This window comes from Pseudomonas sp. RIT357 (genome assembly GCF_000632245.1).
GTDB classification, from domain to species: Bacteria; Pseudomonadota; Gammaproteobacteria; order Pseudomonadales; family Pseudomonadaceae; genus Aquipseudomonas; species Aquipseudomonas sivasensis.
Window position 1 is genome coordinate 196,299 of record NZ_JFYX01000001.1, and the last position, 14,124, is coordinate 210,422.

Annotated in this window: 12 protein-coding genes; 5 read left to right on the forward strand and 7 right to left on the reverse strand. The window is 58.5% G+C overall.

Annotation, left to right across the window (positions count from 1 at the left end; all coding sequences use genetic code 11):
• Positions 1–25 precede the first annotated feature (25 nt).
• Entirely contained in the window at positions 26–2,131 is a 2,106-nt protein-coding gene (locus BW43_RS26295) for a bifunctional diguanylate cyclase/phosphodiesterase (protein ID WP_032884044.1), read from the reverse strand.
• Positions 2,132–2,439: 308 nt separating this feature from the next.
• On the opposite strand from BW43_RS26295, the gene BW43_RS26290 reads away from it, so the two are divergent.
• Positions 2,440–3,105, forward strand: a complete 666-nt coding sequence (locus BW43_RS26290) for a polysaccharide lyase family 7 protein (protein WP_032884045.1) — start codon at positions 2,440–2,442, stop codon at positions 3,103–3,105.
• A gap of 647 nt (positions 3,106–3,752) precedes the next feature.
• Positions 3,753–4,529 (forward strand): hypothetical protein, encoded by a 777-nt coding sequence (locus tag BW43_RS26285; protein WP_032884048.1) that lies wholly within the window; start codon positions 3,753–3,755, stop codon positions 4,527–4,529.
• Positions 4,530–4,646: 117 nt separating this feature from the next.
• Here BW43_RS26285 and fba read toward each other — a convergent pair whose 3' ends face one another.
• From fba to tkt, 6 genes are all read right to left on the reverse strand, one after another.
• Positions 4,647–5,711 (reverse strand): class II fructose-bisphosphate aldolase, encoded by a 1,065-nt coding sequence (gene fba / locus BW43_RS26280; protein WP_032884050.1) that lies wholly within the window; start codon positions 5,709–5,711, stop codon positions 4,647–4,649.
• Between the two features lie 272 nt (positions 5,712–5,983).
• Positions 5,984–6,316: an MliC family protein gene (locus BW43_RS26275; protein ID WP_017531025.1), complete on the reverse strand. Its 333-nt coding sequence runs from the start codon at positions 6,314–6,316 to the stop codon at positions 5,984–5,986.
• Between the two features lie 60 nt (positions 6,317–6,376).
• Positions 6,377–6,604, reverse strand: coding sequence for a hypothetical protein (locus BW43_RS26270; protein WP_032884051.1), 228 nt, complete (start codon positions 6,602–6,604; stop codon positions 6,377–6,379).
• Between the two features lie 29 nt (positions 6,605–6,633).
• Positions 6,634–7,797, reverse strand: coding sequence for a phosphoglycerate kinase (locus BW43_RS26265; RefSeq protein WP_032884052.1), 1,164 nt, complete (start codon positions 7,795–7,797; stop codon positions 6,634–6,636).
• Positions 7,798–7,823: 26 nt separating this feature from the next.
• Complete coding sequence (gene epd, locus BW43_RS26260) at positions 7,824–8,879, reverse strand: erythrose-4-phosphate dehydrogenase (RefSeq protein WP_032884053.1); 1,056 nt, start codon at positions 8,877–8,879, stop codon at positions 7,824–7,826.
• Between the two features lie 138 nt (positions 8,880–9,017).
• Positions 9,018–11,015, reverse strand: coding sequence for a transketolase (tkt, locus tag BW43_RS26255; protein ID WP_032884054.1), 1,998 nt, complete (start codon positions 11,013–11,015; stop codon positions 9,018–9,020).
• A gap of 272 nt (positions 11,016–11,287) precedes the next feature.
• Between tkt and BW43_RS26250 the strand changes: the two genes are divergently transcribed.
• From BW43_RS26250 to BW43_RS26240, 3 genes are all read left to right on the forward strand, one after another.
• On the forward strand, positions 11,288–12,283 hold the full coding sequence (locus tag BW43_RS26250; RefSeq protein WP_032884056.1) for a metalloregulator ArsR/SmtB family transcription factor: 996 nt from the start codon (positions 11,288–11,290) through the stop codon (positions 12,281–12,283).
• An 18-nt stretch (positions 12,284–12,301) separates the two neighbouring features.
• On the forward strand, positions 12,302–13,492 hold the full coding sequence (gene metK / locus BW43_RS26245; protein WP_032884058.1) for a methionine adenosyltransferase: 1,191 nt from the start codon (positions 12,302–12,304) through the stop codon (positions 13,490–13,492).
• 214 nt (positions 13,493–13,706) lie between these two features.
• Positions 13,707–14,057, forward strand: a complete 351-nt coding sequence (locus BW43_RS26240) for a DUF1090 family protein (RefSeq protein WP_032884059.1) — start codon at positions 13,707–13,709, stop codon at positions 14,055–14,057.
• Positions 14,058–14,124: the final 67 nt, after the last annotated feature.

Below are 14,124 nucleotides of genomic sequence, written 5' to 3' on the forward strand. Positions count from 1 at the left end.
TCGAATGGGCGCCAGTGTAGCGAATTCAGCGCAGGCGGGCGCGTGACCAGTCGACCACTTCGTCGGCCATCAGGGGGTGCGCCGCCCACGGTCCCTGGATAAACGGGCAGCCATGGGCTTTGAGCCACTGAGCTTGCTCCTGGGTTTCCACACCCTCGGCCACCACCAGCACGTCAAAATGCCCGCACAGTTCGATAATGCTGCGTGCCATCGCTGCGTCCCTCACCGACCCCGGCAGGCGCGCGACTAATTGCGGATCGAGTTTGAGGGTGTCGAACTCCAAGTCACGCAGATGCGCCAGGGAGCATTGTCCCGAACCAAAGTCATCCAAAGCGATGCGCACCCCGATTCGGCGCAGTAACTTGAGCTGCTTGGTGGCCTCTTCCAAGCTACTCATCAGGCAATCCTCGCCGATTTCCACCTCCAACTGCCCAACCTGAAGCCCATGTCGCTCCATCACCTGCTGCAACTGGTTAGCCAGGTTGGGCATATTGAACTGGCTGCTACTCAGGCTGACGCTCAGCACCAATTCATCGTCGAAGGTGCTTTGCCACACCTGACGCTGGGCAGCGACCTGTTGATAAATCCACGCGCTCAGCTGGCTGATCAGTCGCGCTTCCTCCAGCAGCGGTAAAAACAGCCCAGGCGGTACATCGCCGACGCTGGGGTGTTGCCAACGCAATAACGCCTCGACACCGCGCAGGCGCCCATCCGCCAGAGAGACCTGAGGCTGGTAGACCAGGGTGAAATCCTTGTTTTGAATGGCCGTACGCACGCTGTCTTCGAGCATCAGCCGCGAGCGCGCGCGGCCGTTCATTTCCTGGTCGTAATAGCGATACTGCTGACGGCCCGCGCGCTTGGCTTCGTACATGGCGATGTCGGCCGCACGCAGCAAACCATTCAAGTCCGAACCGCAGTCCGGGAAGGTAGCAATGCCAATGCTCACGCCGAGCATCACATCCAAACCGTCAACCTGCTGACAAACAGAGACTCGTTCGATCAGTTTTTCCGAAATTTTTGCCGCCTGCTCTGGGAATTCCAACTCCAGCAGCGCAGTAAATTCATCACCGCCCATGCGGCCGATAATGTCGTAGGAGCGCAAGCCGCCCTGCAATTGCTCCGAAACCCAGCGTAAAACCCGGTCGCCCGCATCATGGCCCAAAGAATCGTTGACGCGCTTGAAACCGTCGAGGTCCAGGTACAGCAACACCAAGGACTGCTCTGTGCGCTCACTGCGCAACAGCGTGTTTTCCACAGCCTGGTGGAAGCCGCGTCGATTCAGCAGCCCGGTCAGCGGGTCGGTAACGGCTTGGAATTCCAACTGCTGATGCAGGTGGCGCACTTCGGACATATCCAGCACCGTCACCACCATGGCCTTCTGTTCGGCGGGCAGTGGCGCGCAGGACAACGCCGCCGGCACCTGCTGGCCACGGCCGGTGCGCAGAAGCGCATCGTGCAGGCGCCAGGTTTCGCCCTTGCGGTAACCGGCGTACATCTGCGAATCCAGCCACGTGGGCACATGGGGCTTTTGCATGAAACTCAGGAATTCCTGGCCCTGCAACTCTTGGATCGGGGCATTGAGCAGGCGCGAGATCGCCGGGTTGGCGTATTCGATCACGCCCTCCTCACTCACCACCAGGATGCCCTCGGCGGCGTTATCCAACACCGAGGCATTAAAGGCCCGGGCTGACTCCAGATCATGGCTCAGGCGCTGCAAGGCCCGGCGAATGCGCTGGTGCTCCAGCAACGCCTGGACCTTGGGCTTGAGAATATGCGGGTCGAAGGGTTTGAACAGGTAGTCGATGGCGCCACTGGCATAGCCTTCCAGCACCGCGGCGGGCGACTGGGCGTTGGCACTCAGGAAGATAATAGGGGTCATGCGTGTGCGCTGGTTGCCACGCATCAGGCGGGCGACTTCAAAGCCGTCCATGCCGGGCATCATTACATCCAGCAATACCAGGTCCACTTCATGCTGCAGCAGCACCTCCAGAGCTTCCAACCCGGATTCCGCGGTGACCACCTGCCAGTCATCACGTTGTAGCAGCGCACGCATGCTGATCAGGTTTTCCGGGTAGTCATCGACGACCAGAAGAACCGAACTGCCATCGCCATGAGGTGGAGCGCATTCCATGCTGGGTCTCTTCCTTAGGTCTACTCCGGTCACTTCTGAGAGAAAACGCGGATAAACATTGAGGGCTCACTCTAGCCCTGGATACTGAAAATCAGAAGTGACGTGGATACCATCATTGCGCCAAAGTTCACTCAGCCGACTAACGGTCAACCTCTACAGCCCACGGTTCATGGGAAACATGGCTTTTTGGCATTCATTTGGCGCCAATAAATTGCCAGCAAATGTTTAACAACAGGCCGGCCACCGCCTATAAAGAACCTGTAAGGCCCACGGGCCAAAGCCTTCACCCCCTGTAAAAGGCCAACGCCATGATCGACCTCTCCACTTGGAACCTGAGCATTCCGGTCGGCTCGCCCCCCGCGACTATCGACACCCCAAAGCTGCTCAGCGGCTTCAACGACCAGTACTTCCAGGCCGAAGGCAGCAACGTGCAGTTCTGGACACCCGTCACCGGCACCCGCACCGAAAACGCCATCTACCCACGCAGTGAGCTGCGCGAAACTTACGCCGACGGGCGCTTGCGAAACTGGACCTACCCCGAAGCCGACAACTTCCTGCGCGCCACCTTGGCCGTGAACCAAGTACCGTCCAGCGGCAAGATCGTCATCGGCCAGATCCACGCCTATGACAGCCAAAAACCGCTGATCAAGCTCGAATACCAGTTCAAGGAAAAGACCCAGACCGGCAACATCGTCGCCAAAGTGCGCATGCGCCCGGATGAAGGTGAAAGCCGCGTGGTCATCGTCGCGTCCAATGTGCCGCTGGAGAAAAGCTTTACCTACGTGATCAACCTCAACAAAGCCGGGCTGCTCAGCGTGTACGCCGCCGACAGTGAATGGAACGAGCGCATTGGCGCAGCGTGGGGCAGCAAGCCGCTGTACTTCAAGGCCGGCGCGTATGTGCAGGACAACAGTGGGGACAGCAAGGAAGGCGCGAAGGTGACCTTTGCGAAGTTGGATATAGACCACGAATAACCAGACCAGCTAATTTCGCTGAGACATCATCCGATCAGCGTAAGGACTACTTCCGGGTAAACGCCTCCCTCTGTGAGAAGCAATGCTGTTCTTCCTTAACTGGACAGCATTGCCTCTGCGGGGGCAGGTGCAACGATTATTCACTTGGCTTTTCAAGCGGAACGGTAATAGGTGCCGGACCTTTGGGCTTTACGGGCGTTGGCTCGGGAGCGTCTTCCGGCGGAAGTCGAGCGGGCGCTGGCCCCTTTGGAGAAACCGGTTTTTGGGTACTCATGCATAGCACTCCTGTGATTGGCTTTTACAGCCTTAGAATGGCGCGCCAGCAGATAGAAACAACTGTTAGAACTAACAGTCGCTTATAGTTTTTAGCAATAAACCCTGACATGCAGACTCGCTCTTCTTTGAAGATCAGCGCTCAGTTCACGTGGGTTCGTTTCTTATAAGCAAATTAAATTTCGCGCATCGCAAAATCGTATAAAAAACTGTTAAACCTGACAGGTTTCAATAGCCACCCCCTTACTCCAAACTACCTGCCACGACGTGATAAAAGCAATTAGTAAAGCACTCAACTCATTTTAACAGCAGCGCCAGTCACTTAAACCTCAACACCTACAACTCAGTTATCCAAAAAATCAAGGAGCACTCCAATGAGCAATATCCCTCCGACGATCCAAACCATAGACGGCACGGCAGTGTCGCTAAACGGTAGAAATTTCGCTAAACGCTCTTTCAAAATCACAGGCACTGGTTTTCCTGGTCAACTACAGGTTCGATTTAGTGCTACCGGCAGCAAGGTCGTGGACACAATAACAATTGCGCCAGATGCGAGATTTTCCGCCACCATAATGGCTCCCGTCCCAGGCCCTGTCACTTTGACGCTTACGGAAACGGACGCAAACCCAAAAGAGGTTTCGATAAATCTTGAGGTGGACAAAACAATCATAGAAAACTTTGAACATGAACAACTTAGATATGCCACCGATGAAGAGTTCGTAACCAAAAACTTTTTAAAATTCAGACCTCATGGCGGCATTGGTAGGTCTTTCAAGTTATCCATAGAGGCCATGAGCAGGACCAACCTTCTAACGAACTTCATCGATGATGCTACGCGCGAAGCAAATTTTCCAGACATCGTTTATTCTTTCAGATCACCAGACCCCAAGAACACATCAGTTGAGATCTCTTTACGCGGAAAAGATGACACCTACATTAAATTTAACAGAATGAGTTTTTCATACGTCTCTGCTGGCGACGTGTATTTCTCATGGTCTGATGGAACAAGCACTGTGCCAATAAAAAAAGCAACTACGGGTTTAGACAAGTTCACCTTCGCCACCTCAAACATGGCGTATATCCTTGTAACGACCACGCCAACGAGTTCGGCCTATTTTGTAGCGGGAAAATTTGAATTGGACCCTGTATAACGCGCTAAACCCGCTCAAACTAAAAACCCGTCTCACGACGGGTTTTTATATAAACTAACGAACATTACGTCCAGCTGAAACCCGCATCGCTGCGGGCTTCTTTTAAACGACCAAGGCTCAATTCACCTTAGCGTTCAACTCACCTTTCAGGTAACGCTGGTACATCGCTTCCAGCGAGATCGGCTTGATCTTCGAGCCGTTGCCGGCAGTGCCGAAGGCTTCGTAGCGAGCGATACACACATCACGCATCGCGGTCACGGTGGCGCCGAAGAATTTACGTGGGTCGAATTCGCTCGGGTTGGTGGCCATCAGGCGACGCATTGCGCCGGTGGACGCCAGGCGCAGGTCGGTGTCGATGTTGACCTTGCGCACGCCGTGCTTGATGCCTTCAACGATTTCTTCAACCGGTACGCCGTAGGTTTCTTTGATGTCGCCGCCGTACTGGTTGATGATCGCCAGCCACTCTTGCGGGACCGAGGAAGAACCGTGCATCACCAAGTGGGTGTTAGGGATGCGCTTATGGATTTCCTTGATGCGGTCGATGGCCAGCACGTCGCCGGTAGGCGGCTTGGTGAACTTGTAGGCGCCGTGGCTGGTGCCGATGGCGATGGCCAGGGCATCGACCTGGGTCTTCTTGACGAAGTCAGCGGCTTCTTCCGGATCGGTCAGCATTTGGCTGTGATCAAGCACGCCTTCGGCGCCGATGCCGTCTTCTTCGCCGGCCATACCGGTTTCCAGGGAACCCAGGCAGCCCAGTTCGCCTTCAACCGAGACGCCGCAGGCGTGAGCCAGGGCTACGGTTTGCTGGGTTACGCGCACGTTGTATTCGTAGTCGGTTGGGGTCTTGCCGTCTTCGCCGAGGGAGCCGTCCATCATCACCGAGCTGAAGCCCAGTTGGATGGAGCGCTGGCACACGTCAGGGCTGGTGCCGTGGTCCTGGTGCATGCACACCGGGATGTGCGGAAATTCTTCGATTGCGGCGAGGATCAGGTGACGCAGGAATGGAGCACCGGCGTATTTGCGGGCACCGGCCGAAGCCTGGACGATCACTGGGGAGTCGGTCTTGTCAGCGGCTTCCATGATGGCGCGCATCTGCTCAAGGTTGTTGACGTTAAAGGCTGGGACGCCGTAGCCGAACTCGGCTGCGTGGTCCAGCATTTGACGCATGCTGATAAGTGCCATTGTGTTGTCTCTCCCGGTCGAGGGTCGTTAATCGTGCAAGCCTGCCGTAGCGGCGGCTGCTATTCAAGTTATTGCCGGTCAGGTTTTGCATGCCTGGCCTGCTGAATCGTTATTGCAGTGTCCGGCTCGCCATTTGGAACCGAATCAATGTGGGAGGGGGCTTGCTCCCGATAGCGATCTATCAGTCGCTGACTTCGGTGACTGACCCACCGCAATCGGGAGCAAGCCCCCTCCCACATTTGGATCTCAATACATTCGAGACCGTGTTCTGTTTACTGGGCCTTGCAGCCCCGCCCGATCAAATCGTCGGTGGCAACCCAGTAAACCAGGCCTTCCTCACCTTTGGTGTGAAACGCCAACTGGTCGTTGCTGTACAGCACGCCCGAAGCGGCAACGTCCTGTTTAAGGCGGTAAACCTGGTCGGAACCGCCGAGGCGTACATCCACCTCGCTACGGGCCTGGTTGGCAAATCGCCAGTTGACCTCGGCCTTGCTGTCGCAGGTCCAAGTGGTCCACTTATCGGCAGGCTCTGCCTTGTTGAACATGTTCATGCTGCTGCAACCGGCCAGTAGGGCCAGAGCTGCCAGGGCGAAAACGCCTTTCATTGCCAATCCTCGCAGCGGCGCCAGAGGCCGCCGATGCTGTCGGTTAGTTGATCAGACCCGTCAAGGGCAACCCTGTTCCTGACCGTTGGGCGCGGAGTCGTATTTCTCCAGCCGTTCGTTGCCGATGCGCTTGTTGATCACCGGCATGGTCTCGGCTTGCCAGTCAGCCTGGTAGCAGCTCTTTTTCTGCACAGGCAACGGCTTTCCAGCCTCCTGCGCCGCGCTTGGCGTGCTGCCGCAGCCGGCCAGAAGGCCCGCTGCGATCAACAGTGCCAACGACTTGATCATGGGAATGCTCCTTTTCCTGATCACGGGCCTTAGCCTTTGGCTCGGGCTTCCAACACTTCAACGGCGGGCAGCACTTTGCCTTCGACGAATTCAAGGAACGCGCCGCCACCAGTAGAAATGTAGGAGATACGGTCAGCCACACCATATTTATCGATGGCCGCCAGGGTGTCGCCACCGCCGGCGATGGAGAACGCCGAGCTTTCAGCGATGGCATTGGCCAGCACTTTGGTGCCGTTGCCGAACTGGTCAAACTCGAACACGCCGACCGGGCCGTTCCACAGAATGGTCTGGGAGGCTTTCAGCAGTTCGGCGAAGTTGGCTGCGGTTTGCGGCCCGATGTCCAGGATCATGTCGTCGGCAGCCACGTCAGCGATGAGCTTGACGGTGGCGGCGGCGCTTTCAGCGAATTCCTTGGCAACCACCACGTCTACCGGCAACGGCACACTGACCTTGGCAGCGATGGCGCGAGCGGTATCCAGCAGGTCCGGTTCATACAGGGACTTGCCCACCGGGTGGCCGGCTGCGGCCAGGAAGGTGTTGGCAATGCCACCGCCGACGATCAATTGGTTGCAGATCTGGCTGAGGCTGTTGAGCACGTCCAGCTTGGTGGACACCTTGGAGCCAGCCACGATGGCAGCCATCGGCTGGGCCGGTGCGCCGAGGGCCTTGCCCAGTGCATCCAGTTCAGCAGCCAGCAGCGGGCCAGCAGCCGCAACCTTGGCGAACTTGGCCACGCCGTGGGTGGAACCCTCAGCACGGTGAGCCGTACCGAACGCATCCATCACAAATACGTCGCACAGGGCTGCGTATTGCTGGGCCAGTTCGTCACTGTTCTTTTTCTCGCCTTTGTTGAAGCGCACGTTTTCGAACAGCACGATGTCGCCGGCCTTGACGTCAACGCCACCCAAGTAGTCAGACACCAACGGCACTGTGCGGCCCAGGGCCTCACTCAGGTAATCGGCCACAGGCTTGAGGCTGTTTTCTTCCGAGAACTCACCTTCGGTCGGACGACCCAGGTGGGAGCAGACCATTACGGCCGCGCCTTTTTCCAGGGCCAGCTTGATGGTCGGCAGCGAAGCCCGGATTCGCGCATCGCTGGTGACAACACCGTCCTTGACTGGGACGTTGAGGTCTTCGCGAATCAGTACGCGCTTACCTTGCAGATCGAGGTCGGTCATCTTCAACACGGTCATGGGTCGCAGTTCCTGAATTGACTTATTTAAAGGGCAGGTTTTGATGAGGCAACGTGCAGATAGTGTTCTGCAACATCCAGCATGCGGTTGGCAAAACCCCATTCGTTATCGAACCAGGCCAGGATATTCACCAGCCTCGGGCCGGAAACGCGGGTCTGGCTGGCATCGACAATTGCCGAATGCGGGTCATGGTTGAAGTCACAACTGGCGTGGGGCAACTCGGTGTAGGCCAGTAAGCCTTTGAGCGGGCCGCTGGTAGCGGCATCGCGCAGAATCCGGTTGACCTCCACCGCATCGGTGTCGCTGACGGTTTGCATGGTGATGTCCAGGCAAGACACGTTTACCGTCGGCACCCGTACGGCTTTGGCCTGAATTCGCCCGGCAAGTTCCGGCAGCAGGCGTTCGATGCCACGGGCCAGGCCGGTGGACACCGGAATTACTGACTGGAACGCCGAACGCGTACGGCGCAGGTCTTCGTGGTGATAGGCGTCGATCACTGGCTGGTCGTTCATCGCCGAGTGGATGGTGGTGATCGATACGTAATCGATGCCAATCGCCTGATCCAACAGGCGTAACAGCGGCACGCTGCAGTTGGTGGTGCAAGAGGCGTTGGACACCAGCAGCTCGTGGCCGGTCAGGCAATCCTGGTTGATGCCATAGACGATGGTGGCGTCAACATCCGCCTCGCTGGCCATTGGCTGGGAAAACAGCACACGCGGCGCGCCGGCGTCGAGAAAACGCTGGCCATCGGCGCGGGTGTTATAGGCACCGGAGCATTCCAACACCAGGTCGACGCCCAGCGCCGCCCAGTCGATGCCCTCGGGGGTGGCACTGCGCAGTACTTTTACGCAGTCGCCTTTGATATGCAGACAATCGCCCTCAACCCGCACTTCGCCAGGGAAGCGGCCGTGGGTGGAGTCAAAGCGTGTCAGGTATTCGATGCTGGCCATGTCGGCCAAATCGTTGATCGCGACAATTTCAAACCCGGCTGCCGCCCCTCGCTCGAACAGAGCACGCAAGACGCAACGACCAATGCGGCCGTAGCCGTTGAGTGCAACTTTGTAGGGACGCGGTTGGGGCATGGGGTTCTCGATCAAGGTTAGTTCGGTGCTGAATGCACTATCGCCATCGCGGGCAAGCCCGCTCCCACATTAGACCGCGATCCAAATGTGGGAGCGGGCTTGCCCGCGATAGCGCCAGTTCAGACAACGCAGACTGACTTAGTCTTCCAGCAGCTCTTCAGCCTGACCCAGGATGTTTTCCAGGGTGAAACCGAACTCTTCGAACAAGGCTGGAGCCGGCGCCGACTCACCGTAGGTGGTCATGCCGATCACGCGGCCTTCCAGGCCCACGTACTTGTACCAGTAGTCGGCGTGAGCCGCTTCGATGGCGATACGCGCGCTGACCTGCAACGGCAGGACCGATTGCTTGTAGCCAGCATCCTGGGCTTCGAACACGCTGGTGCACGGCATGGACACAACGCGCACGTTACGGCCTTGGGCAGTCAGCTTGTCGTAGGCCTGAACGGTCAGGCCCACTTCGGAACCGGTGGAGATCAGGATCAGCTCCGGCTCACCCACGCAGTCTTTGAGCACGTAGCCGCCACGGCTGATGTCGGCGATCTGTGCGTCGGTACGCACTTGGTGCTGCAGGTTCTGACGGGAGAAGATCAGCGCCGAAGGGCCGTCTTTACGCTCGATGGCGTGCTTCCATGCCACGGCGGATTCCACCGCGTCGGCTGGGCGCCAGCAATCCAGGTTCGGTGTGGTGCGCAGGCTGGTCAGTTGCTCGACCGGCTGATGCGTCGGGCCGTCTTCGCCCAGACCGATGGAGTCGTGGGTGTAGACATGGATCACACGCTTCTTCATCAGCGCAGCCATACGTACCGCGTTGCGCGCGTATTCCATGAACATCAGGAAGGTCGCGCCGTAAGGCACCAGGCCGCCGTGCAGGGACACGCCGTTCATGATGGCGCTCATGCCGAACTCGCGCACGCCGTAGTACATGTAGTTGCCGCTGGCGTCTTCGGCCGAGACACCTTTGCAACCTTTCCACAGGGTCAGGTTGGAACCGGCCAGGTCAGCCGAACCGCCGAGGAACTCAGGCAGCAGTGGGCCAAAGGCGTTCAGGGTGTTCTGGCTGGCTTTACGGCTGGCGATGGTCTCGCCCTTGGCCGCGACTTCGGCGATGTAGGCCGAGGCTTTTTCCGAGAAGTCGGCAGGCAGGTCGCCAGCGAGGCGGCGAACCAGCTCATTGGCCAGCTCTGGGAATTCGGCGGAGTAGGCAGCAAAACGCTGGTCCCACTCGGCTTCGGCCGCCAGGCCTTTTTCCTTGGCGCTCCACTCGGCGTAGATGTCGGCCGGAACTTCGAACGGGCCGTGGTTCCACTTCAGCGCTTCACGGGTCAAGGCGATTTCCGCGTCACCCAGTGGGGCGCCGTGGCAGTCTTCTTTACCTTGCTTGTTCGGCGAACCGAAGCCGATGGTGGTCTTGCAGCAGATCAGGGTCGGCTGCGCGCTCTTGCGAGCGGTGTCGATGGCAGTCTTGATCTCTTCCGGATCGTGGCCGTCGACATTGCGGATCACCTGCCAGTTGTAGGCTTCGAAACGCTTAGGGGTGTCGTCGGTGAACCAGCCTTCGACTTCGCCGTCGATGGAGATGCCGTTGTCATCGTAGAAGGCGATCAGCTTGCCCAGGCCCAGCGTGCCGGCCAGCGAAGCGACTTCGTGGGAAATGCCTTCCATCATGCAGCCATCACCCAGGAACACGTAGGTGTGGTGATCGACGATGTCGTGGCCAGGACGGTTGAATTGCGCGCCCAGGACTTTTTCAGCCAGTGCGAAACCTACAGCGTTGGCCAGGCCTTGGCCCAGGGGACCGGTGGTGGTCTCGACGCCTGGGGTGTAGCCGAACTCAGGGTGACCCGGAGTACGGCTATGCAGCTGGCGGAAGCTCTTGAGGTCATCGATGGTGACGTCGTAGCCGGTCAGGTGCAGCAGCGAGTAGATCAGCATCGAGCCGTGGCCGTTGGACAGCACGAAGCGGTCACGGTCGGCGAAGGACGGGTTGCTCGGGTTGTGTTTCAGGTAATCACGCCAAAGTACCTCGGCGATATCCGCCATGCCCATCGGGGCACCGGGATGGCCGCTGTTGGCTTTTTGCACGGCATCCATGCTGAGGGCACGAATGGCGTTGGCACGCTCACGACGGCTGGGCATCGCTGTTCTCCTGAGGATTTTGAAGAGTGAATGATTAAAAGAAACGGAAAAAAGGACCGGCATTTTCCCTCAGCCACCGCCTGCGGGCAATGACAGATAGTCACTTGTGGCTGTTTTTCCTGTGCCTTGCGCGGCAATCGCCTGCATTGACCGCCTACTTGTTCGTCTAAAAGTTATAGCGGCTGCTTATAACCGCCACTTATCGATCAATATCAAAACTTTTTGATATTGACCTTGCGAGGATATCCACCCGTCACTAGACTGCTGCCCTTATGAATCTACCCGTGCCCTCACTGCGTCCCGACGACGGCGATGAACTGGCAGCCTTGTGCAAGGCCGCTGGCGACCCGTTGCGTCTGAACGTCTTGCGCGCACTGGCAAACGATTCCTTCGGCGTACTGGAACTGGCGCAGATCTTCGCCATCGGCCAGTCCGGCATGAGCCACCATTTGAAGGTGCTGTCCCAGGCCGACCTAGTGGCCACACGCCGCGAAGGCAATGCAATTTTTTACCGCCGCGCCCTGCCCCACACCGACCTGCTCGGCGGCAAGCTGCACGCCTCCCTGCTCGAAGAAGTCGACAACCTGAGCCTGCCAACCGACGTACAGTCGCGTATCGGCCAGGTTCACGGGCAACGCGCAGCGGCGAGTCAGGATTTTTTCGCACGGGTGGCCGAGAAGTTTCGCGCACAGCAAGACCTGATCGCCGGCCTGCCGCAGTACCGCGACAGCGTGCTGGCGCTATTGGACAAGCTGAGCTTCAGTGATGAGGCGACCGCGTTGGAAGTCGGGCCTGGGGACGGCGGTTTTCTGCCGGAGTTGGCGCGCCGCTTTCATCAGGTAACCGCGCTGGACAACAGCCCGGCGATGCTCGAACTGGCGCGCCAGTTGTGCGAGCGTGAATCGCTGCGCAATGTGACCCTGCAACTGGCTGACGCTTTGAGCGGCACACAGATCAAAGCCGACTGCGTGGTGCTGAACATGGTCTTGCACCATTTCGCCGCCCCCGCCGACGCGTTAAAGCAAATGGCCGGGTTGCTGCACCCCGGCGGTAGCCTGTTGGTTACGGATTTATGCAGCCACAACCAGAATTGGGCCAGGGAGGCCTGCGGTGATCTCTGGTTGGGTTTTGAACAGGACGATCTGGCCCGTTGGGCCACCGCTGCGGGGCTCGTTCCCGGGGAAAGCCTCTATGTAGGCTTACGTAATGGTTTCCAGATCCAGGTTCGCCATTTTCAGCGACCGGCTGGCGACACTCACCATCGGTAATATCAGGAAAACATCGAGATGAGCGAATACTCCCTTTTCACCTCCGAGTCCGTGTCTGAAGGGCATCCGGACAAAATCGCCGACCAGATTTCTGATGCGGTGCTGGACGCCATCATTGCTGAAGACAAGTTCGCCCGTGTGGCGTGCGAGACTCTGGTGAAAACCGGTGTAGCGATCATCGCTGGCGAAGTGACCACCACCGCCTGGGTTGACCTGGAGCAGATCGTCCGTGACGTGATCACCGACATCGGCTACACCAGCTCCGACGTCGGCTTCGACGGCGCGACCTGCGGCGTGATGAACATCATCGGCAAGCAGTCCCCAGACATCAACCAAGGTGTCGACCGTGCCAAGCCGGAAGACCAGGGTGCCGGCGACCAGGGCCTGATGTTCGGCTATGCCAGCAACGAAACCGATGTGCTGATGCCTGCACCGATCACTTTCTCGCACCAGTTGGTACAGCGCCAGGCCGAAGCCCGCAAATCCGGCCTGCTGCCATGGCTGCGCCCGGACGCCAAGTCCCAGGTGACCTGCCGCTATGAAGGCGGCAAAGTCGTCGGTATCGACGCTGTTGTATTGTCGACCCAGCACAACCCGGACGTGTCCTACGCCGACCTGCGTGAAGGCGTGATGGAGCTGATCGTCAAGCACGTACTGCCGGCCGAGCTGCTGAGCAAAGACACACAGTTCCACATCAACCCGACTGGCCAGTTCATCATCGGTGGCCCGGTGGGCGACTGTGGCCTGACCGGTCGCAAGATCATCGTCGACAGCTACGGCGGCATGGCTCGCCACGGCGGCGGCGCGTTCTCCGGTAAAGATCCGTCCAAGGTTGACCGTTCGGCCGCTTACGCAGGTCGTTATGTGGCCAAGAACATCGTTGCTGCCGGCTTGGCCGAGCGTTGCGAGATCCAGGTGTCCTACGCCATTGGTGTGGCCCAGCCTACGTCGATCTCGCTGAATACCTTCGGTACCGGCAAGATCAGCGACGACAAGATCGTTAAGCTGGTGCGTGAGATCTTCGACCTGCGCCCTTACGCGATCACCACCATGCTCGACCTGCTGCACCCGATGTACCAGGAAACCGCAGCCTACGGCCACTTCGGCCGCACCCCGGAGCAGAAGACCGTCGGCGACGACACCTTCACCACCTTCACGTGGGAAAAAACCGACCGCGCCAACGACCTGCGCACCGCCGCCGGCCTGTAAGTACGCGTTGCACCCAAAAGCCCTGCCGGGTTCGCCCGGCAGGGTTTTTTATTGCCTGCGCGATCACCTTCACATTTTTTGGATCCAAACCTTGCAGGCCCAATGATGGCCCTCTAGAATCCGCGCCCTCTCGGGCCCTCTACCTTATTTGGATATTGCCCTGCGCCAGCCCGGGATAGACACGCGCGCAGGCAATCGAACATTGAGGTTTTTCATGCGCATCTCCACGCTCGCCCCTGCTGCCCTTCTGCTCAGCCTGTTCGCCCTGCCGGCCCACGCCGCCGACCTGAGCGCACTGAGTGGCGCCCTGAGCTCCCAGTTGGGTGGCGGTAACTCCGGCGACTGCCAGAAGCAAGCCGCAGACCTGCAAACCAAAATCGATGCGGCCGAAGCCAGCAAAGACACCTTCAAAGTGAAGGCCTTCAAAGCGGCGCAAGACCAGATCAACAAAGGTTGTGACAAACTGTCTGAAGCCCAGGCCAAAGCCGATGCCAAGCAGCAAACCCAGGAAGCCAAGGCTGACAAGCCGGATGCCGTGAAAGCCTTGGGCGGTTTGTTCAAGTAAGCAGAAACACCCGGTAAAAAGCCCCGCACTGTCGGGGCTTTTTTGTGGCCGGGAGGTTCATTTAGGC